The organism is Chitinophagales bacterium, assembly GCA_017303835.1.
Taxonomy (GTDB): domain Bacteria; phylum Bacteroidota; class Bacteroidia; order Chitinophagales; family Chitinophagaceae; genus JAFLBI01.
The window spans coordinates 1293137-1317742 of the sequence record JAFLBI010000001.1 but is presented as its reverse complement, the minus strand read 5'-3'; the positions used below and the strand labels follow the sequence as shown (position 1 = coordinate 1317742).

At 43.2% G+C, this 24606-nt stretch carries 23 protein-coding genes, 1 tRNA gene and 1 riboswitch; of the genes, 15 read left to right on the top strand and 9 right to left on the bottom strand.

Annotation, left to right across the window (positions count from 1 at the left end):
- Positions 1-7 precede the first annotated feature (7 nt).
- The 4 genes from ssb (at position 8) to J0L83_06035 (ending at position 4360) form a co-directional block, all read left to right on the top strand.
- Positions 8-478 carry a single-stranded DNA-binding protein gene (gene ssb, locus J0L83_06050; protein MBN8664110.1) on the top strand — a complete coding sequence of 157 codons (471 nt, stop codon included), beginning with the start codon at positions 8-10 and terminating at the stop codon, positions 476-478.
- Between the two features lie 75 nt (positions 479-553).
- A complete protein-coding gene (locus tag J0L83_06045; protein ID MBN8664109.1) occupies positions 554-1639 on the top strand; it encodes an Ldh family oxidoreductase in 1086 nt (361 codons plus the stop codon).
- A gap of 39 nt (positions 1640-1678) precedes the next feature.
- Positions 1679-2998 carry an aspartate kinase gene (locus J0L83_06040; protein ID MBN8664108.1) on the top strand — a complete coding sequence of 440 codons (1320 nt, stop codon included), beginning with the start codon at positions 1679-1681 and terminating at the stop codon, positions 2996-2998.
- A 111-nt stretch (positions 2999-3109) separates the two neighbouring features.
- Positions 3110-4360, top strand: a complete 1251-nt coding sequence (locus J0L83_06035; GenBank protein ID MBN8664107.1) for a carboxypeptidase-like regulatory domain-containing protein — start codon at positions 3110-3112, stop codon at positions 4358-4360.
- Between the two features lie 16 nt (positions 4361-4376).
- Here the strand turns inward: J0L83_06035 and queA are convergent, their stop codons facing one another.
- Both queA and J0L83_06025 read right to left on the bottom strand, forming a co-directional pair.
- Positions 4377-5426, bottom strand: a complete 1050-nt coding sequence (queA, locus tag J0L83_06030; GenBank protein ID MBN8664106.1) for a tRNA preQ1(34) S-adenosylmethionine ribosyltransferase-isomerase QueA — start codon at positions 5424-5426, stop codon at positions 4377-4379.
- A gap of 104 nt (positions 5427-5530) precedes the next feature.
- The gene (locus J0L83_06025) at positions 5531-7888 is read right to left on the bottom strand and encodes a TonB-dependent receptor (GenBank protein MBN8664105.1); all 2358 of its coding nucleotides are present in this window, start codon (positions 7886-7888) and stop codon (positions 5531-5533) included.
- Positions 7889-7950: 62 nt separating this feature from the next.
- Positions 7951-8049: riboswitch (TPP riboswitch) on the bottom strand.
- Positions 8050-8127: 78 nt separating this feature from the next.
- Here J0L83_06025 and J0L83_06020 point away from each other — a divergent pair.
- The 6 genes from J0L83_06020 to J0L83_05995 all read left to right on the top strand — a co-directional run bounded on the left by J0L83_06020 (position 8128) and on the right by J0L83_05995 (position 12289).
- The gene (locus tag J0L83_06020; GenBank protein ID MBN8664104.1) at positions 8128-8859 is read left to right on the top strand and encodes a DUF2807 domain-containing protein; all 732 of its coding nucleotides are present in this window, start codon (positions 8128-8130) and stop codon (positions 8857-8859) included.
- Positions 8860-8934: 75 nt separating this feature from the next.
- Positions 8935-9006: transfer RNA gene (locus J0L83_06015), tRNA-Met, on the top strand.
- Positions 9007-9056: 50 nt separating this feature from the next.
- The gene (gene era, locus J0L83_06010) at positions 9057-9923 is read left to right on the top strand and encodes a GTPase Era (protein MBN8664103.1); all 867 of its coding nucleotides are present in this window, start codon (positions 9057-9059) and stop codon (positions 9921-9923) included.
- Between the two features lie 9 nt (positions 9924-9932).
- Positions 9933-10685, top strand: coding sequence for a hypothetical protein (locus J0L83_06005; GenBank protein ID MBN8664102.1), 753 nt, complete (start codon positions 9933-9935; stop codon positions 10683-10685).
- Between the two features lie 30 nt (positions 10686-10715).
- The gene (gene der / locus J0L83_06000) at positions 10716-12032 is read left to right on the top strand and encodes a ribosome biogenesis GTPase Der (protein MBN8664101.1); all 1317 of its coding nucleotides are present in this window, start codon (positions 10716-10718) and stop codon (positions 12030-12032) included.
- Positions 12033-12103: 71 nt separating this feature from the next.
- Positions 12104-12289: a hypothetical protein gene (locus tag J0L83_05995; GenBank protein ID MBN8664100.1), complete on the top strand. Its 186-nt coding sequence runs from the start codon at positions 12104-12106 to the stop codon at positions 12287-12289.
- 57 nt (positions 12290-12346) lie between these two features.
- On the opposite strand, the gene J0L83_05990 is transcribed toward J0L83_05995, so the two are convergent.
- The 4 genes from J0L83_05990 to mgtE all read right to left on the bottom strand — a co-directional run bounded on the left by J0L83_05990 (position 12347) and on the right by mgtE (position 18389).
- Positions 12347-12748 (bottom strand): DUF1801 domain-containing protein, encoded by a 402-nt coding sequence (locus J0L83_05990; protein ID MBN8664099.1) that lies wholly within the window; start codon positions 12746-12748, stop codon positions 12347-12349.
- The gene (locus J0L83_05985) at positions 12745-14967 is read right to left on the bottom strand and encodes a DUF4954 family protein (protein MBN8664098.1); all 2223 of its coding nucleotides are present in this window, start codon (positions 14965-14967) and stop codon (positions 12745-12747) included. The genes J0L83_05990 and J0L83_05985 overlap by 4 nt, the downstream gene beginning before the upstream one ends.
- Before the next feature lie 15 nt (positions 14968-14982).
- Positions 14983-16818, bottom strand: coding sequence for a glutamine--fructose-6-phosphate transaminase (isomerizing) (gene glmS, locus J0L83_05980; protein ID MBN8664097.1), 1836 nt, complete (start codon positions 16816-16818; stop codon positions 14983-14985).
- Positions 16819-16997: 179 nt separating this feature from the next.
- Positions 16998-18389 (bottom strand): magnesium transporter, encoded by a 1392-nt coding sequence (gene mgtE, locus J0L83_05975; GenBank protein MBN8664096.1) that lies wholly within the window; start codon positions 18387-18389, stop codon positions 16998-17000.
- Between the two features lie 58 nt (positions 18390-18447).
- Between mgtE and J0L83_05970 the strand changes: the two genes are divergently transcribed.
- A complete protein-coding gene (locus J0L83_05970) occupies positions 18448-18831 on the top strand; it encodes an SET domain-containing protein-lysine N-methyltransferase (GenBank protein MBN8664095.1) in 384 nt (127 codons plus the stop codon).
- A 30-nt stretch (positions 18832-18861) separates the two neighbouring features.
- Positions 18862-19992: an FKBP-type peptidyl-prolyl cis-trans isomerase gene (locus J0L83_05965; GenBank protein ID MBN8664094.1), complete on the top strand. Its 1131-nt coding sequence runs from the start codon at positions 18862-18864 to the stop codon at positions 19990-19992.
- Here J0L83_05965 and J0L83_05960 read toward each other — a convergent pair.
- From J0L83_05960 to J0L83_05950, 3 genes are all read right to left on the bottom strand, one after another.
- Positions 19989-20291, bottom strand: coding sequence for a DUF3817 domain-containing protein (locus J0L83_05960; GenBank protein MBN8664093.1), 303 nt, complete (start codon positions 20289-20291; stop codon positions 19989-19991). The two genes, J0L83_05965 and J0L83_05960, sit on opposite strands and share 4 nt — an antisense overlap.
- 62 nt (positions 20292-20353) lie before the next feature.
- On the bottom strand, positions 20354-21316 hold the full coding sequence (locus tag J0L83_05955; GenBank protein MBN8664092.1) for an electron transfer flavoprotein subunit alpha/FixB family protein: 963 nt from the start codon (positions 21314-21316) through the stop codon (positions 20354-20356).
- A 22-nt stretch (positions 21317-21338) separates the two neighbouring features.
- A complete protein-coding gene (locus J0L83_05950) occupies positions 21339-22082 on the bottom strand; it encodes an electron transfer flavoprotein subunit beta/FixA family protein (GenBank protein MBN8664091.1) in 744 nt (247 codons plus the stop codon).
- Between the two features lie 140 nt (positions 22083-22222).
- On the opposite strand from J0L83_05950, the gene J0L83_05945 reads away from it, so the two are divergent.
- The 3 genes from J0L83_05945 to hutH all read left to right on the top strand — a co-directional run bounded on the left by J0L83_05945 (position 22223) and on the right by hutH (position 24601).
- Positions 22223-22534, top strand: coding sequence for a hypothetical protein (locus tag J0L83_05945; protein MBN8664090.1), 312 nt, complete (start codon positions 22223-22225; stop codon positions 22532-22534).
- Positions 22535-22615: 81 nt separating this feature from the next.
- A complete protein-coding gene (locus J0L83_05940) occupies positions 22616-23098 on the top strand; it encodes a MarR family transcriptional regulator (GenBank protein ID MBN8664089.1) in 483 nt (160 codons plus the stop codon).
- A 9-nt stretch (positions 23099-23107) separates the two neighbouring features.
- Positions 23108-24601: a histidine ammonia-lyase gene (gene hutH, locus J0L83_05935; protein MBN8664088.1), complete on the top strand. Its 1494-nt coding sequence runs from the start codon at positions 23108-23110 to the stop codon at positions 24599-24601.
- Positions 24602-24606: the final 5 nt, after the last annotated feature.

The following is a 24606-nucleotide window of genomic DNA, read 5'->3' as shown; positions in this document are numbered from 1 at the left end:
TGTACGTATGATCAAATTACAAGTGATTGGCAACCTCGGAAAAGACGCCATTGTAAACAATGTAAACGGCAAAAATGTGATCAATTTCAATGTGGCACATACAGAGCGATACAGAGATGCACAAGGCAATCAAAAAGATAGAACAACCTGGGTGGAATGTGCTTATTGGACAGAGCGCACAGGTATTGCGCCATACCTGAAGAAAGGTACTCAAGTATATCTGGAAGGAACACCTGATGTGCGTACCTATACAACACAGGATGGACGTAATAGTGCTTCACTCACTGTACGTATTCTGAATATCCAATTGCTGGGTAGCAGATCAGGTGGTGAAAATACCGGTGGTGGTTATAACGCAGGTTCAGGTGGTTACAGCAGTAACAACAATTACAACAGTGGCAGCAATAATAATTATGCTTCAGCGCCAGCGCCTGCTGCATCAGATATCACAGAGCCGTTAGACGATCTTCCATTCTAATCAATGGTTAGTAAGCAAGGTCCCGCAAATGCGGGACTTTTTTATTTTACCTTCGACAGCAATATTTATTGACAGATGAAGACACAGGAAGTGATGCGGTCTTATGCGCAACTCAAAGATTTTGCGCAAGCAATATTCAGGTCTATAGGATGCATTGAAGCAGATGCATCATTAGCTGCTGATGCTTTGGTTGCAGCTGACTTGCGCGGTATAGATAGTCACGGCGTAGCCAGATTAAGCGGTTATGTTCGTTTGTGGGAGAATAAACGTGTAAATCCGAAACCGAATATTCGAATCATTCATGAAACACCTTCTACAGCCGTGGTGGATGGTGATGCTGGATTGGGTTTGGTAGTAGCACCCAAAGCCATGCAAATTGCTATTGATAAAGCAAAGCAAGTAGGCACTGGTTGGGTGAGTGTGCAAAACAGCAATCATTTTGGTATTGCCGGTTATCACGCCATGATGGCTTTGGCGCAGGATATGATTGGTATGGCCATGACCAATGCCAGTGCATTGGTAGCACCAACATTTTCAACAGAAAGAATGTTGGGCACTAACCCAATTGCGGTTGCGATACCTGCAGGTGAGCAACCAGCATTTGTGGCAGATTTTGCTACCACTACTGCTGCCAATGGCAAGCTGGAGATTTTGCAACGTAAAAATGCAGCAGCACCGCTTGGTTGGGTGCAGGATAAAGAAGGTGAGCCAAGTACCGATGCGAATATCCTGAAGCAGCAAGGTGCATTGTTGCCCCTTGGTTCAGATCGAGAACATGGTAGCCATAAAGGTTATGCTTTAGGCAGTATTGTAGATATTTTCTCAGCCGTATTAAGCGGCGCCAGCTACGGGCCTTGGGCACCGCCTTTTCCTGCATATGTGCCTATGCCGGAAAATATGCCGGGTAAGGGCTTGGGCCATTTCTTTGGGGCTATGCGTATTGATGCATTCAGACCAGCTGCTGATTTCAAACAGCATATGGACAACTGGATTCAGCGATTCCGTAATGCCAAACCTGCAGCAGGTGAGGAAAGGGTATTGATACCCGGCGATCCTGAAAGAGAGATCGCAGCAATCAGAATGGAAGCCGGAATACCGCTGGTGGAATCTGTGGCCAAAGATTTGACTGAATTAGGACAAAAATTCGGTATCGACTTTTAACTTCGCTGCCGCTTGCCATTCACTATTTAATCGGAATGTATGAAAATCATGAAGTTTGGCGGTACCAGTGTTGGTAAGCCGGAGAGAATGCATCAGGTAGCATCTTTAATTACCAGAGATGCAGTCCCCAAGATTGTTGTGTTGAGTGCACTGAGTGGCACTACCAATGCTTTGGTGGATATCAGCAATAGTTTAAGCAATAGCGATCGTGCTGCTGCCAAACAAAAGATTGATGCATTAGAAGCACATTACAGAAACTTTATTCCATCGCTAGTTCAGCAGGAAGCGATGCGTTCGAAGGCAAATGCAATTGTGAGTGAGCATTTCGAGTTTCTGAACATCATCCTTAAAATTTCTTTCAGCGAAGCACTGAATAAAGATATTCTTGCACAAGGTGAATTGATGAGTACCAAACTCTTTAGTGTATATCTCGAAGAGATTGGCGTGGAGCATGTTTTGTTACCTGCTCTAGAATTCATGAGCATCGATCAGTATGAAGAACCTCAACTACAGCAAATCAGGTTGAAGCTGACGGAGTTGCTGAAGCAAAACAGCCAGATCAAGATGTTCATCACACAAGGCTATATCTGTAGAAACGCCCGTGGTGAAGTAGATAATCTAAAACGTGGTGGTAGTGATTATACCGCTTCATTGGTTGCAGCTGCTGTTAATGCGGATGTATGTGAAATCTGGACAGATATTGATGGTATGCACAACAACGATCCGCGTATCGTTGATAAGACCGTACCTGTTGAACAATTGAGTTTTGATGAAGCAGCAGAGTTGGCTTATTTCGGTGCAAAAATTTTGCACCCTACATGTATCTGGCCTGCACAACAGGAGAATGTGCCAGTGAAATTGCTGAACACCATGCAGCCCGATGCAGCAGGAACTGTGATTAGAAAAGAAGCAGGTAGTGTGGGTGTGAAAGCGGTTGCAGCAAAAGATGGTATTATCGCTATCAATATCAAGAGCAGCCGCATGTTACTGGCTTATGGTTTTATGCGGAAGATTTTTGAAGTATTCGAAAAGTACAAGACATCTGTTGATATGGTAACCACTTCAGAAGTAGCAGTATCTGTTACCATCGATCATGATGAACACCTTGATCAGATTGTTCGCGAACTGGAACCATTTGGTGCTGTCGAGGTTGATAGAGATCAGACAATTATCTCTATTGTTGGTAATGAGATTGCAGAAACCAGAGAAATTCTGACCAAATTATTTGATGCGATCCATGCTGTTCCTGTACGTATGGTTAGCTACGGTGGCAGTAGGCATAACGTATCCATCCTGGTACCTGCTTCGCATAAGCAACAAACCCTGCAGTTATTGAATAAGGGTCTTTTCGGTCTTTAATAGCAAGCGATTCGATGAAATTTATACCGGCAAGTTGTTGTGCCGGTATTTTTTTAACGATAATTAACCGAGGCGGGTTTTAGTGGTGCATGGTTTTTGCCAGATTTGTGTATGTCAAAAATCCTTTTATGTCTGCTGCTGTTGCTTGGAAGCCTTGCCCAGGCTCAGGTATTGAGAGGTATAGTCATTAGTGCTGAAGATCAAAAGCCGGTTCCAGCAGCTTCTGTTTTCCTAAGCAATACGGGTGTTGGAACCATTACAAAAGACAATGGTAGCTTTGAAATCAGTCGGTTCCCAGCCGGGCGTTATGAATTGGTTGTATCAAGTCTTGGTTTTGAAACTTATACTGTTGTTGTAAACGCTGCTTCTTTACCGGAAAACCTAAAAGTGATTCTTAAACCCAAAGCCAGAGAGTTGCAGGAAGTTGTTGTTGAACCTTTTGAAAAAAATGGCTGGGAAAGATGGGGCAAATTTTTCCTGGAGAACTTTATCGGTGTATCATCCTATGCGAAACAGGTAAAGCTGAAAAACCCAGGCGCAGTAAGGTTTCGCCACAACAAGCGAACCAATACACTCAATGCTTATGCTGATGAAACTTTGGTGATTGAAAATAATTCTCTTGGATATATACTGCGTTATCAGCTGGAGCAGTTTGAATACAGATTTTCTGCCAACATGTTGTTCTTTCAGGGATTTCCATTTTTTGAAGAGATGGAATCAAAACGAGCGCGAAAAGTAAAGCAGTGGCAGGACAATCGTTTAGATGTGTATGAAGGATCCTTAATGCATTTTTATCGTTCATTGTTTCGCAACAGACTTGTGGAAGAAGGTTTTGAGTTGCGTAAGTCTGTAGATGTGGTGAATCAGGAAAAAGCACGCATCAAAGAAAAAATGCGCGCGCAAATGAAGGGAGCAGTACAGAAAGGAAATAAAGTGATTTTTTCTAATGGTTCAGTGAACACGTCAACTGGTGCTATGGATTCAACAGCATACTTCAATAAGGTAATGCGACAGCCAGATAAAACGGAGGTGCTCTATCGGTCAATCATTCCGGCAGATAGTGTCGCATATGCGATTGATAGTTTGACTGTAGGCTTGTATTTCAAAGATTACTTACATGTAACTTATCCAAAGAAAAAAGAACCGGAAGAGATTGCTAAAGCCTTAGGTAAGCAGGAGGCGGGACAAGGTTTGGTGTCTAAGCTGCAATTACTACACGATACAGAAATATCGGTACTGGCCAATGGTTCATTCTTTGAATCAACCAATATACTCAGTCATGGCTATTGGGCTTATTGGGAGCGAATGGCCACTATGCTACCATTAGATTACAAACCTGTTCGCAATAAAAAAGCCCCTTAGTGGGGCTTTGTATCTTTTAGATGATCAGTAGTGCATCTCCATAGCTGAAGAAGCGGTACTTATCTTTAATAGCTTTCTTGTAAGCTTCCATGGCCAGATCATAGCCTGCGAAAGCGCAAGTCATAATTAATAAGCTGGTCTTTGGTAAATGGAAGTTTGTTACCAAACTATCAGCAACATTGAAGTTGTAAGGTGGGTGGATAAAGTGGTTTGTCCATCCCTCGCTTGGCTTCAGTAATTGCTGCGCTGTAAAGCTGCTTTCCATTGCACGCATGGTAGTTGTGCCAATAGAGCAAATGCGATGACCATTTTCTTTAGCCTTGTTTACAATCTTGCAGGCATCTTCAGTAATGCGATAGTATTCTGCATCCATCTTATGCTTACTCAAATCTTCCACTTCAATCGGGCGGAAAGTACCTAAGCCGGTGTGCAAAGTAATTTCTGCAAAGCGAATACCCTTGATCTCGCAACGCTTGATTAATTCCTGACTGAAATGCAAGCCTGCAGTTGGCGCCGCTACAGCACCTTCATGCTTGGCATATACGGTTTGATAACGCTCTTTATCATCATCATCAGGCTTGCGCTTGATATATTTTGGTAAAGGTGTTTCACCTAATTTCTCCAGCATTGCTTTGAAGCTTGCTTCATCATTATCCCAGAGGAATTTGATGGTACGGCCACGGCTAGTGGTATTGTCAATGACTTCAGCTACCAACTCTTCGTTATCACCGAAATACAATTTGTTGCCTACGCGAATCTTTCTTGCGGGATCAACGATAACATCCCAAAGGCGATTGGGCTTGTTCAATTCACGCAAAAGAAATACTTCAATCTTGGCTCCGGTTTTCTCTTTACGGCCATACATTCTGGCGGGGAATACCTTGGTATTGTTTACCACAAATACATCCTTATCATCGAAGTATTCAATGATGTCGCGGAAGTTTTTGTTCTCAATAACACCTGTGTGACGATGTACCACCATTAGGCGGCTGTCTTCCCTTCTTTTGGTTGGCGTTTGCGCAATAAGGTTGAGGGGGAGGTCGAATTTAAACTGACTCAGCTTCATGTTACGGCATGAAAATTTTAGTGATGAAAGTCGGCAAAGGTAAGTTTAAGTGCACAAACGGTCAAGAATACCATTTGTGCACTGATAATCTGTGGGTTATGTGTTTATAACCGGATATTGAGCGAAACCATGTAATTGGTGCCGGCCATCGGGAAATAGTAGTTTTCAGCAATGGTTTGTCCCCCCAGAAAATAGCTGAAGGTGTAACCATTGGGCTCGTAGAGGCTGTTCAACACATTGTTTACCTGAAGGGCAATCGTCCACTCTTTAAAGAGCAGGTTATTGAACTGATAGCTTGCGCGGATATCCTGTACATAAAATGGGTTCAGGCTACGCGCTTTATTCTGTGTATTGTCCAGATACTGTCTGCCAACATACTTACTGATCAAAGCTATTTCAGATTGGCTATTGGGTAAAATACTGATGGTAGCACCGCCCACCAATGCTGGGGAGAAAGCAATATCGGTGTTGCTATGCGCAACGGTAATCTGTCCGCCATTATCATAATCATCAATAAACTCTGTGAAGTTGTTGATTTTATTACGGCTGATGGTGAGGTTGGCAGTTGCGCGCAACCACTTGCTGAATTGTCCGCTACCTTGTAACTCCAAACCCATGCGGTAACTGTCTGGAATATTCACCCGGGTATATGCACCTACATCATTCACCTTACCTGTTAGCACCAATTGATCTCTGTACAGCATATAGTAAAAATTCGCACCCCAACTGAATGCACCTTTTCTTCTGGTAAAGCCTGCTTCAATATCATGCAGGTGTTCAGCTTTTGGTTGATTCACAGCACCTGCTTCAAAATCATCGCGATTGGGTTCTTTGCTGCCTTTTGCATAGCTGGCATAGAATTGCCATCCGGGTAGGCTGTAGGTAAGACCTGCTTTCGGATTGAAGAAATTGAATTGTCTGTTGATGAATAAAGTTGGGTTATCTCTGAATCCATTCATCACATAGTCCACACGGCGGTATTGCAGGTCTGTAAACAATTCCAATCCCTTGCCTAATTGGTATTGCCATTTCGCATAGAGGTTCGCATCTTTTTTATACGCATCCAGATAATACCAACGGTGGTCTTTTGGTACACCCACTTGTGCCCAGATGATTTTGCCATAATGGCGTCCATCGTATTGGTTCCACCCACCACCCAGTGTGAGTTGATGTTTGTCTTGCTTGTATTGTGCGCTGAATACCTGTCCGAAGAAATAGTTGTCCAGCCAGAGTTGTCTGATCAGATCTGTGCGCATGATGACTGAACCTCCCACCACCGGATTGGGTAATCCGATACTACTGAAACTTCTGCTGGCCTTATATTGTTCATAATAACCCTTACCTCTGGTTAAGAAGAATGCAGTATTAAAACTCCAGCGTTCGTTGAATGTGTGGTTGAAGAATAACTGGTAATGATCCTGCTGATAATTGTCGGTTTCATTTTCATAAGGATTACCAGGCTTTTCAGTACCTGCTGCATTAAAGCGTCGCTCAGTACGTAGCATGGATTCAGGAATACCGTACCAAGCTTGATAGGTTTTTTCTTTTCCTGAAATCACATTAAAGCGAAGCGATGATTTTTTGGTGAAATAAGCACCCGACAAATAAAAAGAGTGCATATCTGTGGTAGCTCTGTCAATGAACCCATCACTATTAATACTACTCAGTCTGGCATCTAAGGTGAACTTACCATTGATTAATCCTGTACCTGCTTTCACAGTGTTCTTCCAGGTATTGAAAGAACCATAACTGTTATTCACCTCACCATAAGCTTGCTCCTGATAACTATTGGTGCTTAAGTTCATGGTTGCGCCAAACGCACCAGCACCATTGGATGAAGTACCTACACCACGCTGCACCTGAATAGAGTTTACCGATGAAGCCAGATCGGGTAAATTCACAAAGAATAAACCCTGACTTTCTGCATCATTGTATGGAATGCCATTAATGGTCATATTGATGCGGGTGGCATCCGTTCCGCGTATGCGGATGCCTGTGTATCCCACACCATTACCAGCGTCTGAGTTGGCAACAACAGAAGGTGTTTGGTTCAGCAAGAAGGGGAGGTCCTGACCAAAATTCTGTTTCGCTATGGCTGCTTCACCTAAATTGGTTTTGGCAAATGGTGCTTTGTCTGACGCGCGTGTGGCAGTTACTTCAAGGGGCTGTAGGTGATTTGGATTGGGCTGTAAGAGCACTTGCAGCTCCTTTTGTGGATTACTGATGGTCTGTGTTTGATAGCCAATGAATGAAACGGTAAGTGTTTGGTTATTGGCCTTGTTGTTGATACTGAAGCGGCCATTCTCATCTGTTCTGATTGCTGTTTGACCAATTCGGACGATGGCTCCGGTTAGAGGTTCTTTGGTTTGAGCGTCTGCTATAGAGCCTTTGATAGTAGCAGATTGCGCGATGGTGACACTTGCTGCAAACAGGCAGCCGATTGTTCCCAAAAATCTTTTCATGACTTTTCGTTTAAAAAATGATTCAATTTGGGAACAGGGAAATGCTGTAGGAAAAGCACAGCTCTAGAAACTGTACACCTCCCTTCGCAGGAATTACCCTGTTCAGGTTCTACGGGTATTATCTCAGCCGTTCTATGGGAACAGCACCCCGGGATTGCGCGGCAAAGGTAGGCGGCCATTTTTTTATGACCAAGTGTAACTTTAGCCTGCTTTTGCCGTTTCAATTAAAAAACACCGTAATGAAACATTTGTTGATCAGCTTTTGCTGTTTGTTGGGCACGCTGGGTGCGATGGCCCAGGAAGAGAAAAACGTGGTGTACGATGCCAATGTGGAAGTACGTAAGGCGGCCGATTTCCGTGAGATTGAAGTTTCTGGTGCCATAGACTTATACATTTCTCAGGGATCGGAAGAAGCGGTTGCTGTAAGTGCCAGTGCTGATGAAGTGCGCGATCGAATTCGCACAGAAGTTAGAAATGGGGTACTCCATATCTTTTTTGATACCAAGGGCTGGAATTGGCGTAGTTGGAGTAATTCCAAGATGAAAGCTTATGTAACATTCAAAGACTTGCGCAAAGTAGAAGCCACAGGTGCCTGCAATGTGAAAACGACCGGAAGTATCAAGTTAGCGGACTTGCGTATTGAATTATCCGGTGCCAGCGATTTTACCGGTGCAGTACAAGCCGATAAGCTGGTGATTGATGCAAGTGGTGCATCTAATGCCAAGATATCAGGCACTGCAGTAAAAGCGGAGATTGATGCCAGTGGTGCTTGTAGCATCCGTGCTTTTGATCTGAAAGTAGACTACTGCAAAGTTGAAGCATCAGGTGCTTCTGGTATTCGTATTTATGTCAATAAAGAGTTGAGTGCAGAAGCCAGTGGCGGCAGCAATATCTATTACAGAGGTGAAGGTCTGATTCGCGATATCAATACCAGTGGTGCGGCTTCTGTGAAGAGAAGAAATGATGATTGATAAAATATTTGGATAGAAAATCGCCGACCATTACCTTTGCTGCCCACTAACGCGATAATTTCGAACACATTATATCGCGAGGTAGAGCAGCGGTAGCTCGTCGGGCTCATAACCCGAAGGTCGATGGTTCGATCCCATCCCTCGCAACACCAGACCCCGGAATTCCGGGGTTTTATTTTTTAGTACATTACAGTAAGATGAAATCCGGTTTTGTCAACATATTCGGTAAACCCAATGCAGGTAAAAGTACTTTGCTAAATGCTTTGTTGGGTGAAAAACTGGCTATAGTATCGCCTAAAGTGCAAACGACCAGGCACCGCATCAAAGGTTTCTTGAATAAACCGGGCGAGTATCAGGTAATTTTTTCTGATACGCCAGGCATCATTGAAGCCAAATACAAGTTGCATGAGAAGATGATGCTTGCGGTGAAGTCGGCCTTAGAAGATGCAGACATCGCCTTATTGCTGGTAGATATTAATGATAACCTGGAGGAAGCTGATGTTATATTCAGTTCACTGAAATTGAAAGTGCCGGTAATTCTTGTGCTCAATAAAATTGATGCCGGTAAAAAGCTGGAAGCTGCAAAAGCGTTTTTTAAGGATAAGCCTTATGCGAAAAACTGTATTGCGATTTCTGCTTTGAAAAAACAGCATACAGAAGTATTGATTAAGACGATTCTGGATTTATTACCAGATGGTGATCCATTTTATCCGGAAGATCACTTAAGTGATTTACCTACAAAATTCTTTGTGGCGGAATTGATCAGAGAAAGAATCTATGAATTGTTTGGAGATGAGATTCCTTATCACACTGCCGTGTTGGTGAATGAGTATAAGGAGCGTGGTCATCTGGTCAAGATTCAGGCAGATATTATTGTGCAGCGTGAAACACAGAAAGGCATCATACTAGGGGAACGTGGTAAAATGATCAAAGAAATTGGTACTGCTGCCAGAAAAGAAATTGAAGCTTTCATAGGTGAAAAAGTGTTTCTGGAATTGTTTGTGAAAGTTAAACCCAAGTGGCGCGACAATGAATTGCAGTTGCGCGAATACGGATACCAATAAAACAACCATATGCGTTCTTGTTTACTGATCAGCCTGCTGCTGCTGACTTACATTGTAAAGTCACAAGTAGTATTCGATCCTGTGATTGCAGGTAATTCTCCTGGGGGCTCAATTATCATGACCCAAATCAATATTTATGGTACAGATAAATTGGGCAGAACAATCAACTTGAATGATGTTAGAGGAACACCGTTTGCAGATTCATCCTGGCGAGTAGCATGGTTGTTCGATTTCAATGATAAGTTGTTTGGAAAGTTTACTGTCAAGATAAATCTCTATAACAATAGCCTGCATTATCTCAATAAATTGGGGGAGGAGTTGGTGGCTGATAAAGGACAAATCAAAAGAGTGGTTTTTGTACCAAGAGACAGCACAGAACCATTACAGATGTTCCAATGTGGTATGAAGGGTTTTGATAAGGATGAGTCGAGCCTTTTTCATTACATGCAGACGTATAATATCGGAGAAGTGCAATTGGTGAAGCGTACGAGTAAGTACATCGATACCTACGATTCATTAGTTATATACAAGTTGAATCGTTTCAGGAAAAAGGAGTCTTATTACCTCTATCAGAATGGCATTGCAACGCAGTTGCCAAGACTGTCCCGTTCACACATTCTGGAATCAATTCCTGCTGAAAGCAGCGCAGAAGCATGGTTGGATAAGCAGCAAAATAAGCTCAAAACACCACAGGAAGTAGCGCTCTTTCTCGACTACTACAATAGTAAGCGGGGTAATAAAATCAGGCTGGTATTCGATTAATCACGACCTTTGCGCCCATTCTGAATCATTATGTCTGCGTATACAGTTGCAATTGTTGGTCGCCCAAACGTGGGTAAAAGTACTTTCTTCAACCGCTTGTTGGAGCAGAGAAAGGCTATTGTGGATGATGTGAGCGGCGTTACACGCGATCGCCAATATGGTGTTTCCGAATGGAACGGAAAGACGTTCAACGTCATTGATACCGGTGGTTTTGTACCGGATAGTGAGGATATTTTTGAAACAGAAATTCGTAAGCAGGTAAAGATTGCGATCGAAGAAGCCAATGCCCTGATCTTCATGGTAGATGTGGTTACCGGTATCACTGAATTGGATGATAGTATGGCGCATTTGCTGCGCAGAAGTACCAAACCGGTTTATCTGGCAGTTAACAAAGTAGATAACCACGAGCGTATGTTGGAAGCCACGGAATTTTATTCCTTAGGTTTCGATAATATTTTCTTCATCAGTAGTATTAGCGGTAGTGGATCCGGTGAATTACTTGATGCGATTACCGAGCAGATCAAGCCAGAAGAATCTGAAGCTACAGAAGCTGAACAAGCTTTACCCAAATTTGCCATTATCGGTCAGCCAAATGTGGGCAAATCCAGCTTGTTGAATGCGTTAATTGGGCAGGAGCGTACCATCGTGAGCGATATTGCTGGTACAACCCGTGATACCATCCATACCCATTATAATCTCTTTCAGAAAGAGTTTATCCTGATTGATACAGCGGGTATCCGCCGTAAGAACAAAGAAAAGGATGATCTGGAGTTCTACTCCGTTATCCGTGCTATCAAAGCCATGGATGAGGCAGATGTCTGCTTGCTGGTACTGGATGCTGCAAAAGGTATTACGGCTCAGGATGTAAGTATTTTCTCCTTAGCCGCCAGAAAGGGAAAGGGGGTGGTGATTCTGGTGAATAAGTGGGATGTGATGGAGAAATCAACCAATACAGCCCGCGATTATGAGAAGGTATTGAAGCAAAGAATTGCGCCATTTACTGACGTACCGGTGATCTTTATTTCAGCCAAGGAAAAGACACGCATCTTCAAAGCCATTGAAATAGGTTTAGATGTATTTGAGAACAAACGCCGTAAAATCCCGACTTCTCAGCTGAACGATGTGATGTTGAAAGCGGTGGAAGCTTATCATGCACCGGTCGTACGTGGGCATTCCGTAAAAATCAAATACGTTACCCAACTACCTACACAGGTACCATCATTTGCGTTTTTCACGAATTATCCAGACGATATCAAGACTCCTTATCGTAACTACCTTGAAAATCAGCTTCGTACACATTTTAAATTTCAAGGTGTGCCTGTCAGGATTTTCTTCAGGAAAAAATAAAAATTGCTGTTAAAATTTGATGAATTCGCTTGAGGCCCTATCTTTGCGACCAAATTAAAAAAACACTTACAATGAAAAAAGTACTCGCATTACTGGCTATCGCTGGTTTCGTAGCTTGCAACAGCGGTGAAAACACTGAAGCTAAAACTGATTCTCCTGCAACTACTGTAGATTCTACTGTAGCTGCTCCTGCTGTTGATTCTGCTGCTCCTGCAGTTGATTCAGCTGCTGCCGCTGCTGATACTACTAAGAAGTAATTCATTGTACTGAATTAATAACTTCTTGCAAGAAGGCCCCGCCAAGTGCGGGGTTTTTTATTTCCGGGCCCTGCCACCAGGCTTTTTAAGGAAGCTTTTGCGGATGCGTTTTGCCTCTTCATTCCAGGCTGCTGCGGCAATAATCAATTCCGGAATCTGCAATTGGTGGATGTCTTTGGGTTGGGTAAGGATTACAGATGCTACCATATCTCTGCCACGCAAGTCTAACTGCGGAAAAGCCATAACCAGATCCTTGCCTCTGCAAAAGCCCAGATCCAGTCCCGCTTTGGTTTTATTGAGATAGCAAAACATACCATGGTAATGGTAAAAGGGAATTTTGAAGCTAAATTTTTCTTCAATACCGGGCACGTTTTCCAGTAATAATTGCCTGATGATGGCTGCAGTCTCGGCGAGTGGCGTTTCTAATTGGTCGATATAGGCATCTACATCCCGGTTCATTTCTTACCCAGCTGCTTGATGTATTGATCTACTTCCTGCTTGTATTGTTTTAATTGAATTTCCTGTTCTTTGATAAAACTGTTCTGTTCCAATTTGCCCAGCACTGCATTCATTTCAGCCACTGTATCATAGACCATTTTACGGAAACTGTTGCTGTAATCCTTAGCTCTGGAATCATAAATGCCTTTGCACATCCACTCCTTGGTGGCAACAGCCTGTTGTAACAGTTGTACAATATTATGTGCTGCAGCACTGCGTATGTTGAGTCCGGTTATTTCTTCCAAAACGGCTAACCCATAATGATTTTTCTGTGCTTCGTATTGCTGACCAATCAATTCATACTGGTCATGTACCGCATACCAGTTCTTGAGTTTACCTTTTTTGATCTGTTCTTTCAGTTTACTGAGTTCGTTGGTGGTCATTAATTGTCCGCCCACATTCATCCACTGCTGGCGTTTCAACTTAGTGGGTAGACTTTCCTGCCAGCTGCGGAAAGATTTGATACCTGAATCGCGCCAAGATTGCATTAAGGCATTGGCGCCAAAATAGGTAATGAGTTGGCGGAAGATATCATAGGCATTGCGCACTTTCACCAACTGCACTTTTCTTCGGCTGTTCTCGAAACCATCTGCGTAAATCGAGAGGCTATCAATAACAGCATCCTGGCTCATCAACAGTTGCTTGCCGAGTGCCGCTGCTTTTTTCGGATCTGGCTTTTTACCGGGTTCTTCTTTCAATAGGAAAGCTTTGCCCGTAAACAATTCTAGCAACTGCATAGCTTGAATGATTTCTTCAATCGTATCAGGGGCCAGATAATCGTATTCAATCAGTTGTTTGCGTTCAATGCGTTTATCACGATCCACATACTTCCAGGCATTTCTTTCCAGCGCATACATGTTATACTGGAACCAGAATGCCGGCATTACTGTTAGTTGGTCATTAGATGCGTCATTGCTGATGAGAGAGAAGGGGATAGGTATCTGCAACTCATGCATATAATCGCCCTTGGCAATCATCGTAAAGCTCGCGAACACAGAATTGTGCTTTAAGCTCACACAGAGTCCGGGCCAGAAACCTCTACCGGCTATTAATTCGCCGTCATTGCCTCTGCTATTGTGATTAGAACCGATGGTAGCTCCGGCTGCAATATTGCTTTGTCCCATAATGGTTGCAGCACAGAGGAAGGAATTGTTGTGGTGCTGTTCATGGGCAGGGAAGATCAAGGAGTTTAATACTTCGCAACAAGAAATGGTGGCGTTATTACCCAGATAAGAGTTAATCAAACGTGCACCGTATTTCAGTTGTGAATGTGATGCCATCACAAAGCGAACCGCTTTCACACCATAGAAGGCCCTGCAGCCAAAGCCAATAATTCCATTCACCATTTCGCAACCCTCACCAATCTGGGTCTTTCCTTCTTCACCTGAATTGATGGTGAGGTTTTTGAGTTTGTTGGCGCCTTTGATATAGGCATCACTGCCTATCCAACAGTCTTTGAGGATGCTACAGTTTTTAATCACCGTTCTGTCGCCAATCTTGCCATAATAGCCACGTTTGGTATCAAACTGTGCTTCGGTTATTTCAATCAGCTTCTGTTGTAATAATGTATCGTCTTTGTACTTGCTCCAGATATACGCATCGCCAGCCAGCATACCGTTGAATGGGATCACTTTTCTGCCGGTGTTTTCATTGCAAATTTCCATCCAGATGCGCACAGCTTCTGATTCTCCAGTTTTCAAAATACCATTACCAAACTTGGTATGGTTGGTCGCAACCAATTCATTGATATTGGTAAGGATCACTTCATTACCAATGATATAATGCGATAAGTAATTAACATTATCCACAACTACATTATCGCCAAAATCGCAACTGATGATGGTAGAATTGTATAAACCAACCGGTACTTTTAAATCGCTGAAACTTAAGTAGAATGCCTCCAGTTTACCAATGCGTACCAGTCCATAGAACTTACAATTCTTTACCAGTTCCGGGTTGAATGCATCTGATACCAAAATATTATTCCAGTTATCGCTGGTGTTTCTGTTGCGTACCAGTACTTCAATCTCAAATGCGCTAAGCTGGCGATAATCAATACCGCTTCGGTTCTGAATATTGCGCAGATAATATTCGTCTTTTCCTTTCGGAATTTGATTCGCAGGAATAAACCCATAGCCCAGGCTGGATACGGGTACTTTAAGAATATTGTTCTGTTGCATAAGGGTGGTATTGACTTATTCTACGGTTACACTCTTGGCGAGGTTACGAGGCTTGTCTACATCCAGGCCTTTCGCTACACCAACATAATAACTCAATAACTGCAATGGGATCACACTGAGTAAGGGTGCAATCAATTCATCTGCTTCTGGTACAAACATGACGTCATTAGCCATATCAGGTATAATGACATCATTCTGTGATACCACAGCAATCACTTGTCCCTTTCTAGCTTTGATCTCTTGTATATTGGAAACAATCTTTTCGTAATAAGTGTCTTTGGTAGCAACGAATACAACTGGTAGTTTTTCATCTACCAATGCGATAGGCCCGTGTTTCATTTCTGCAGCAGGATAACCTTCTGCGTGGATATAAGAAATCTCTTTCAATTTCAAAGCGCCTTCCAATGCAACAGGGAAGTTGTAACCGCGGCCAAGGAAAAGAAAATCTGAAGCGTCTTTATATTTATTGGCAATGGCTTGAATCTTGGATGTGTCTGCCAAAATCTCCTTCACTTTCTCCGGCACTGCATTCAACTCATGCATCAAGTTGTGGTACCGCTCTTGCGTGATGGTGCCTTTGGCAAAGCCAACTTTCATGGCAATCATCATCAATACTGCTAACTGACCTGTAAATGCTTTGGTACTTGCAACACCAATTTCTGGTCCGGCATGTGTGTAAGCGCCAGCATGACTAAGTCGCGCAATACTGCTACCTACAGCATTCACCACACCGAAGATGAAAGCGCCTTTTTCTTTTGCGTTTTCCAGTGCAACCAGTGTATCAGCCGTTTCACCACTTTGTGAGATGGCAATAATGACATCACCAGGATGGATGATGGGATTGCGGTAACGGAACTCAGATGCATATTCTACTTCAACAGGAATGCGGCAAAGCTCTTCAATTATGTATTCAGCTACCAAACCTGCATGCCAGCTGGTACCACAAGCTACTATAAGAATACGTTTGGCATGCATGAGTGCATCCAGATGATTCTCCACACCACTCATCACGATTTGTCCTGCATCTGGCAATAAACGTCCGCGCAAACAATCATGAATCGTTTCAGGTTGCTCGTGAATTTCCTTCAACATGAAATGCTCATAGCCACCTTTTTCAATAGCTGCTAATTCGAGATCCAGTTTCTGAATGAAAGGTGTTTGCTTTTCATTACCCAGATTTTTTAGAATCAATTCATCCGGACGAACAATGGCAATCTCATAATCATTCACATACACTACTTCCTTTGTGTATTCAATGATTGGCGATGCATCGCTGGCAAGAAAATGTTCGCCTTTGCCAATACCAATTACAAGCGGGCTGCCCTTTCTGGCAGCTATAATCGTTTCGGGGTCGTCTTTCGCAATTAGCAGAATACAGTAAGCACCTACAATGCGTTTTAACGCAATGCGCAATGCTTCTTCCAGCGTACAGTTATTATTCTGCTGAATATCTTCTATGAAGTTGAGTAATACTTCTGTATCGGTATCGCTCTTAAAGCTATAGCCCTTATTGATCAGCTCTTGTTTAATATGCGCATAGTTCTCAATGATACCATTGTGGATCATAGCGAGCTGACCAGATTGTGATAAATGCGGGTGCGCATTTCTATCACTAGGCTCACCGTGGGTTGCCCAGCGGGTATGACCAATGCCGATATGGCCATGTAGATCCTGGCCAATGACACTGTCTTCCAAATCAGCTACTTTACCTTTTTTCTTGTAGAGTTTGAGGCCTGCATTCAATAGTGCCACGCCGGCACTATCATAACCCCTGTATTCCAATCTTTTCAATCCTTTGACGATCACCGGATAAGCTTCACGGTGTCCTGTGTAACCAACGATTCCGCACATAATGGTTGTTCTGTTTGTTCAAAAAATACCCGTGCACTTCAGGGGGCGGGAAATGCATGATTGCAAATATTCATCATTTTCAATCGATTGCAGTAGAATCGGTTAGGAAACTTTTCGCACTGCGGGCTAATGCTGCTTTGGCAACATGAATCAGCATCAAATTGCTGCTTTTTGCAGGATTAGAGGAGGAGTCCTTGCAAGAAGAAATAGGCAAAACTGAAATAGATGATAAGGCCGGTAACATCCACCAGTGTGGCTACAAACGGTGCGGATGAAACTGCAGGGTCTGCGCCCATTCTTTTGAGCAGTAATGGCAGCATGGAGCCGGATAGTGTTCCCCACAAAACAACCCCAATAAGAGAGAAGCCTACTGCTGCGCCGATGGACATATAATGCTCCCCATAAATATTGGGTGCAAATTGATGCCAAAGCACCACACGTAAAAAGCCGATGATGCCCAAAACTGTTCCTAATAGTAAACCACTAATGATTTCTCTGCGCATGACTCTCCACCAATCGTTTACGGTAATTTCCCCAACGGCCATGGCTTGAATGATTAAAGTAGAAGCTTGCGATCCGCTATTACCACCGCTAGAAATAATCAGGGGTACAAATAAGGCTAATACAACAGCTTTAGTAATCTCGTCTTCGAAATAGCCCATAGCAGTTGCTGTGAGTAATTCACCCAAAAACAAGACAATCAGCCAAACTACTCTTTTGCGGAATAATTTCAGGATGGGAATATCTAGGTATGGTTCATCCAAAGCCTCGGTACCACCCATTTTCTGCATGTCTTCACTGAACTCTTCATTGGCTACCCAGAGGATATCATCGATGGTAACAATGCCCAGTAGAATATTATTGTCATCTGTAACAGGCAAAGCCACACGGTTATTCATTTTGAACACCTGGTTGGCATGTTCCTGATCATCGTTTACATTCAATGCAACTACGCGGCCGTCAATCAATTCATCAACCTGTTTATCAGGTGCAGCAAGAATCACATCACGGATTCGGATATCATCTATCAATTCCCCCTGTTCATTGATCACATAAATCACATCTACTGTTTCGCTGTTCTTCGCATACTTACGAATGGTTGCGAAAACATCTTGTACTGTATCGTGGGCATATACATATACATAATCAGGCGTCATCAATCTGCCCACGCTGTCTTCAGGATAGCCTAATAAGGATAAAGTAATTTTCCTTTCTTCCGGATCCAATAGTTTGATGAGATCACGGATTGCTTCTTTAGGTAATTCTTCCAAAAAATCCGTACGATCATCAGCCGGTAATTCATTCAGCAGTTCAGCTTGTTTGAATGAAGGAAGCTCACGAATGATATGCTTTTGGGTAGGGAAGTCGAGAATCTTAAAAACCATCGCAGCACGATGCATGCTCATATTGGCAATGATCTGGCTTTCGTGTTCAGGGAATTCATTAATGAGCAAAGCCACATCGCTGATATTCTGATCATTCAGAAAATCGCGAATCTGCAGTTTGTCTTCTGTTGCAATCAATTGCTCAAACTGCTCCTGCAGGGTGGGTTGTTCCAGTTCCAGGCTCATGGCCGCAAGTTAATCAAATCCTTATGTAAACGGGCTTTCTGCATTAACTTGCTGCTGCATGATACTTCCGTTCATTTATATAGCACCATCAGAAAAAGGCGGTCGTGGCGTGTTTACCAGCGAAGCCATTCCCGCTGAAACCGTGATTGAAGTTTCACCAGTATTGGTGCTTTCTGCTGAGGAAAGAAAAGCGGCAGAGGCAACAGCCCTCTACAATTATATTTTTGAATGGGGTGATGCCGGCGATGGCGCTGCAGTGGCATGGGGCTATGTATCTATGTACAATCATCATGCACCGGCCAATTGTCATTATACCATGGATGCCGATTTTGAATCCATTACCATAACAACCGTGCGAGATATTTCAGCAGGAGAGGAGTTATTTATCAATTATCTTGGGGAGCCAGATCATGCTGGTGAAACATGGTTTGAATCTCGCTGAGGATTAGTTTTGCACCACAAATAAATTTCCATGAAAAAACTGCTGTTTGTTTTAAGTGTTGTTACGGTATTGCAGGCAGATGCACAATTATACCCATCCATTCTTCGCTATCTGGTATCTGATACCGTAAAGAGTGTACAGTATTACACAGAAATACGAGTACGTCAGACAGAGGATGCTAAGAAATTCGCAGCTGTTGCAGGATTGTCGAATAAATTGTCTGTTCGTTTTGAGCGCGACAAAAAAGACCGTTCAATTGCGCTGGTAATAATTGCAGACAAGAAACAGGCGCAGGTCCTGGCCAATGGTCATAACATTATGCCTGAACAGGGTAAGGATGAATTGGCATTTCGCTGGTCCTACGATTGGAAGGATGAAAGTAATTATCGAGTGCTGATTAGCAGTATTCAGGATTCTGCAGACAAATACACCATCTATACTGGATATTGTTTTTTACCTGATGTACAGCAATGGAAATTATTGGGTAGCGCCAAAGTAATGAATGATGGCAACTATTTGCCTCAACCTTATTTGGCTTTAGATGGGAAGAAATTTGGGAATCTCCTGGTGCAAGCCAATACTGCGTGGATGCAACAGAATCGCGGACAGTGGATCGAGTTAAACAGAGCCAGTGTATTAAATGGAAGTGTAGAGCAGGATATTTTTTATATCGCTGAGTCTTCTGGTATTGCCCCTGATCTCAAGATCAAGGAAAAGGGTAATAAACCAGTAGTGGATGTTACAAAGCAAGTAGATAGCGCTTATCAGCATGATGCAGATATTGCTTATATCAAAGCACAGGCTGCAGCTGGAAAGATTGATACAACAGGTTCTGTTGATGGTGTATTTTATCAAATGTTGAAAGAAGGTAATGGTGAGCAAGTGCAGTTAACAGATACTGTCACGCTTTTTTATAAAGGCTATCTCATGAAAGATGGCAGTGTTTTCGATCAAACGAAAGATAAGCCTGCAACTTTTCCTTTGGCGCGATTAATCAAGGGCTGGCAGCTGGCCGTGCCCAAAGCAAGGGTAGGTGGTAGCATCCGGATTTTCATACCATCCACATTGGCCTATTCTATTCGTAGCAGAAGCAAAGCCATCCCACCCAATAGCATATTGGTATTTGATATTGATATAGTGAGCACCAAGAAACCCGGTTAAGCTTCCGCGAATTTCTTCAGCTGCTTATCATAAAACCAAGTACCAAATGGTAAGAATGCGGCTAAACCTGCATACACCAATCTTTTAAATGGCCAGCGTTTTTCCTGCACCACAATCAGGGATAGCAGCATATAAGCGATGAAGAGGATACCATGTATCCAACCTACAATCTTTACAGCTAGTGGCTCGCCCCAAATGTATTTTAGTGGCATGGCCAAAAACAATAAGAATACCCAAGAGATGGCTTCAGCCATTCCGGTGATGCGCAGTTTACCTAAATTATCAGCTGTCTTAATCATAATGTCAATGATATAAAAAATCCCACCACAAGGGTGGGATTGATCTATGTAACAAAACCGAATTAAGCGATGCCTTTCAGCTGTTTGATAGCAGCTGTGAGCTGAGGTACCACTTCAAATGCATCTCCAACAATACCGAAATCTGCAGCTTTGAAGAATGGTGCTTCAGGATCTTTATTAATAACAACAATTACCTTACTTCTGTTCACACCTGCTAAATGTTGTATGGCACCAGAAATACCAATAGCGATGTACAGATTTGGTGCAACTTGCACACCGGTCTGACCAACGTGCTCATGGTGTGGTCTCCAATGGGCATCACCTACAGGGCGACTACAAGCTGTAGCGGCACCGAGTGTTTTTGCGAGGTCTAAGAGAATACCCCAGTTTTCTGGTCCTTTTAAACCGCGACCCCCACTTACCACAATATCCGCTTCTGTCAAAGGCACTTCGCCGCTTACTTTATTCACAGCAGTTACTTTCACTCGAGAGCTGGCGTCCAGACTTAATGCTGCAACAGTAGCATTGGCATCTGATGTTACAACGCTCACACTATTCGGGTTCAGGGCAATTACTTTCACTGGTGAATTCACGCTAACATGCGCAAATGCTTTACCGGAAAAGCAAGATTTCTTAACCACAAATCCGTTAGAGGTATCAGGTAATGCAATAGCACCTGAAACCAAACCAGCTTTCAAGCGTGCCGCTACACGTCCCGCGATAGCTTTACCAGATTGTGTTTGTGATAGTACTACTACAGTAGCACCAGCAGCATTGGCCGCATCTGCAATACCCTTGGCATATGCTTGTGCATCAAAATGATTGAATACATCATTGGCAGCATGGTGTACTTTGCTCACGCCGTATTTACCCAATGCGCTCAGATCATCCTGCACATTGCCCAATACAATTGCTTCAGCCGCAACACCAAGTTGTTTCGCCAACTGGCTACCGTAAGACAATGCTTCATACGAAGCTTTCTTGATATGTCCTTCAGTCTGGTCTGCAAAAATCAGTACTGACATAAGATTCGTTTTAATGAGTTGATTAAATGGCTTTTGCTTCTTCGTGTAACAGACGTACCAGCTCAGCAACATTGTCTGCAGGTACCAGTTTCACACCGGCTTTTGCTGGAGGCAGTTCAAAACTTACCACGCTTGTCAATGCCTCTACTGCAGCAGGCTCAACCACTTTCAATGGTTTGGTTCTTGCTGCCATGATGCCACGCATGTTGGGGATGCGTTGCTCAGCTACACCTTTCTGGCAGCTTACCACCAATGGTAATGCCACTTCGCATACTTCTTCACCACCTTCAATCTCGCGTGTAACTGTTGCATTATTGCCTTCCAGATCAAACTTAGTTGCCAGGCTCACATAAGGCATATCCAGCATTTCTGCTACCAAAGCACCAATCGCTGAGCCATTGTAGTCGATGGTTTCTTTACCGGTTAAAACCAGATCATAACCACCTTGCTTGGCTATCTCTGCAATCTGCGCAGCGATATAATAGCTGTCACTACTGTCACCATTCACACGAATGGCTTCATCACCACCCAATGCCAGAGCTTTACGAATGATGGGTTCTGCATCTGCGCCGCCAACGGTCACCATATGCAGGGTAACAGATGCATCTTTTTCTTTCAATTCAATGGCACGCACCAATGCATACCACTCATCATACGGATTGATGATCCACTGAACACCATTCTCATCAAACTTCGTATTGCCATCCTTGAAGGCAATCTTTGAAGTAGTGTCTGGTGTTTTGCTAACGCAGACTAAGATTTTCATATGAAGAAATTTAGGATAGTTGTTTATGCAACTATTTACAAATATAGCAGCAAAAAGTTTGCGGCAAAGTTGCAACCCTAAAAAAACTGTGAAAATGGAGTTTTCCACCGCCAGATAGGCATCCGGCTTATTTTTGCGGCATGGACAGAATCGCCCGCATCCTCGAGTTTTTAAAGAAACAGCCTAAGGACAATTTTCTCCGTCATGCATTGGCTTTGGAGTACACCAAACTGAATAAAGATGCAGAGGCTAAGGCTTTATTTCTGGACATCCTCACAGAAAGCCCTGATTATGTGGGCTCTTATTATCATCTCGGGAAGCTATTGGAGAAGCTGGGTGAAACCAATGCCGCTATCGAGTGGTATGAAAAGGGAATGGCTGCGGCTAAAACAGCCAAAGACCAGCATGCTTACAATGAGCTGCAAGCCGCTTACGAAGACCTCGCTTACTAGGGTTTATCCACATTGCATTTTTTAAGTTCTTGAATTAAGGAGTATTTGTACTTTCGAAATGTATAAGTACTTATATAATTTATGCAGTTCTATCGTGATCTTGGATTTCTGGTGATGGGCAGCCGACTCCGGCGACTAAGTGAAACCTTAATTCAAGAGGTGAACCAAGCCTATGCGCAGCGCGGAATTGCTTTTGATGCGTCTTGGTTTCCTGTTTTCTATTTCTTGTCACAACAAGACGAAGTGTCTATCAAGGATATTGCCGATGCATTGAATGTTTCTCATTCTGCTATGAGTCAGCTCGTGAGTGCATTACAGAAAAAAGGATTGGTTAAATCGGTCGTATCAGCAGCAGATGCCAGAAAGAAAGTGATTACCCTAACGGCGAAAGGAAAAAAGCTACTCGAGCAAATTCAACCTGTATGGCGCGCACTGGAAACGGCGATGGCTGGTTTAACAGCATCAGGAAAAGAAAGTGCCAAAATCTTACTGGCACTTACGCAGATAGAGAAAGCGTTGGAGCAGGAGTCATTAGTGAACAGAATTACACAAGCATTACCCTAACGATTGATTATGAGCTATAACTATTTACCCTTAGACAGTAAGTGGCTGCATTTTGAGCAGGTGAAAAATTTGCTCGACTTTCAGCAACAGGTATCCATTACTTATGATGCACATGAGAAAATTCTGCGTTGCCGCGAATACCTCGATGGTAAAATGACGGAAGCTGATCATACCTATTATGGTATCAATACTGGTTTTGGATATTTACAGCATGTACGCATTGATGCGGACTCTATTGAGCAGTTACAGTACAACCTGATTGTATCACATGCATGTGGTATGGGCGATGAAGTGCCTAAGGATATTGTAAAGCTAATGCTCATGCTTAAAATCAAAAGCCTAAGTTATGGCCACAGTGGCGTGCAGATTGATACCGTGAAGCGATTGATGGATATGTACAATCATGAAGTGCTGCCTATTATTTACACCCAAGGTTCTTTAGGCGCATCTGGTGATTTGGCGCCACTCAGTCACTTAAGTCTGCCCTTGTTAGGTTTGGGTGAAGTGTATTTCCAAGGAGTAAAAAGAGATACCGCTTCTGTATGGAAAGAATTGGGCTGGGAACCTATTCACTTGCAAAGCAAGGAAGGACTAGCACTCATCAACGGTACCCAGTTCATGAGCGCCTATGGTTTGTATTGTTTGAAAAAAGCTGAACGTTTACTGGCTTTAGCAGACATGATTGCAGCACTTTCTTTTGATGCATTTGATTGTGTGCAGGAACCTTTACATCCATTGATTCATCAGATTCGAGCGCATAAAGGGCAGGTAAAAGCAGCACAACAGATAGCAAATTACCTTCAGGGTAGTGCCATTGCCACACAAGCGAAATCACAAGTACAAGATCCATATTCCTTCCGCTGTGCGCCGCAAGTGCATGGTGCTTCGCAGGATGTATTTGAAACAGTGCTCAATGTCTTTATGCGCGAGATCAATTCTGTAACGGATAACCCAAATGTCTTTCCTGAGGAGGATATGATTGTGAGCGGTGGTAATTTTCACGGACAACCATTGGCATTGCATCTCGACTTTCTGAGTATTGCCATGAGTGAGCTTGCCAATATCAGTGAGCGCAGAACTTATCAGCTGATAAGCGGACAAAGAGGACTGCCTTTATTCTTAGTTAAGGAAGCAGGACTCAATAGCGGCTTTATGATTCCCCAATACACAGCTGCAGGCATTGTGAGTGAAAACAAACAATTGTGTACACCTGCATCTGTAGATAGTATTTCATCTTCCAATAATCAGGAAGACCATGTGAGCATGGGAGCCAATGCGGCTACCAAGTGCTGGCGTGTATTACAAAATGTTGAGCGTGTGTTGGCCATAGAATTACTTAGTGCTGCACAGGCTTTGGATTTCAGAAGACCTTTGCAAAGCTCACCTGTGTTGGAGAAAATGCACAAAGCTTTCCGAGAGCAAGTCAGCTTTAACGAGAAAGACAGAATTCTGCACAAGGATATGCAGCAGGCTGTTCAATTCATTCAATCTTATACCTTTTAATTGCT

Coding starts and splice junctions, on each gene's coding strand:
- J0L83_05960 (MBN8664093.1), bottom strand. CDS start 20,291: ATGATTAAGACAGCTGATAATTTAGGTAAACTGCGCATCACCGGAATG.
- era (MBN8664103.1), top strand. CDS start 9,057: ATGAAATCCGGTTTTGTCAACATATTCGGTAAACCCAATGCAGGTAAA.
- hutH (MBN8664088.1), top strand. CDS start 23,108: ATGAGCTATAACTATTTACCCTTAGACAGTAAGTGGCTGCATTTTGAG.
- J0L83_05965 (MBN8664094.1), top strand. CDS start 18,862: ATGAAAAAACTGCTGTTTGTTTTAAGTGTTGTTACGGTATTGCAGGCA.
- J0L83_05940 (MBN8664089.1), top strand. CDS start 22,616: ATGCAGTTCTATCGTGATCTTGGATTTCTGGTGATGGGCAGCCGACTC.
- glmS (MBN8664097.1), bottom strand. CDS start 16,818: ATGTGCGGAATCGTTGGTTACACAGGACACCGTGAAGCTTATCCGGTG.
- J0L83_06045 (MBN8664109.1), top strand. CDS start 554: ATGAAGACACAGGAAGTGATGCGGTCTTATGCGCAACTCAAAGATTTT.
- J0L83_05950 (MBN8664091.1), bottom strand. CDS start 22,082: ATGAAAATCTTAGTCTGCGTTAGCAAAACACCAGACACTACTTCAAAG.
- J0L83_06035 (MBN8664107.1), top strand. CDS start 3,110: ATGTCAAAAATCCTTTTATGTCTGCTGCTGTTGCTTGGAAGCCTTGCC.
- J0L83_05990 (MBN8664099.1), bottom strand. CDS start 12,748: ATGAACCGGGATGTAGATGCCTATATCGACCAATTAGAAACGCCACTC.
- J0L83_06040 (MBN8664108.1), top strand. CDS start 1,679: ATGAAAATCATGAAGTTTGGCGGTACCAGTGTTGGTAAGCCGGAGAGA.
- J0L83_05985 (MBN8664098.1), bottom strand. CDS start 14,967: ATGCAACAGAACAATATTCTTAAAGTACCCGTATCCAGCCTGGGCTAT.
- J0L83_05970 (MBN8664095.1), top strand. CDS start 18,448: ATGATACTTCCGTTCATTTATATAGCACCATCAGAAAAAGGCGGTCGT.
- J0L83_06020 (MBN8664104.1), top strand. CDS start 8,128: ATGAAACATTTGTTGATCAGCTTTTGCTGTTTGTTGGGCACGCTGGGT.
- queA (MBN8664106.1), bottom strand. CDS start 5,426: ATGAAGCTGAGTCAGTTTAAATTCGACCTCCCCCTCAACCTTATTGCG.
- der (MBN8664101.1), top strand. CDS start 10,716: ATGTCTGCGTATACAGTTGCAATTGTTGGTCGCCCAAACGTGGGTAAA.
- mgtE (MBN8664096.1), bottom strand. CDS start 18,389: ATGAGCCTGGAACTGGAACAACCCACCCTGCAGGAGCAGTTTGAGCAA.
- ssb (MBN8664110.1), top strand. CDS start 8: ATGATCAAATTACAAGTGATTGGCAACCTCGGAAAAGACGCCATTGTA.
- J0L83_06025 (MBN8664105.1), bottom strand. CDS start 7,888: ATGAAAAGATTTTTGGGAACAATCGGCTGCCTGTTTGCAGCAAGTGTC.
- J0L83_06005 (MBN8664102.1), top strand. CDS start 9,933: ATGCGTTCTTGTTTACTGATCAGCCTGCTGCTGCTGACTTACATTGTA.
- J0L83_05995 (MBN8664100.1), top strand. CDS start 12,104: ATGAAAAAAGTACTCGCATTACTGGCTATCGCTGGTTTCGTAGCTTGC.
- J0L83_05955 (MBN8664092.1), bottom strand. CDS start 21,316: ATGTCAGTACTGATTTTTGCAGACCAGACTGAAGGACATATCAAGAAA.
- J0L83_05945 (MBN8664090.1), top strand. CDS start 22,223: ATGGACAGAATCGCCCGCATCCTCGAGTTTTTAAAGAAACAGCCTAAG.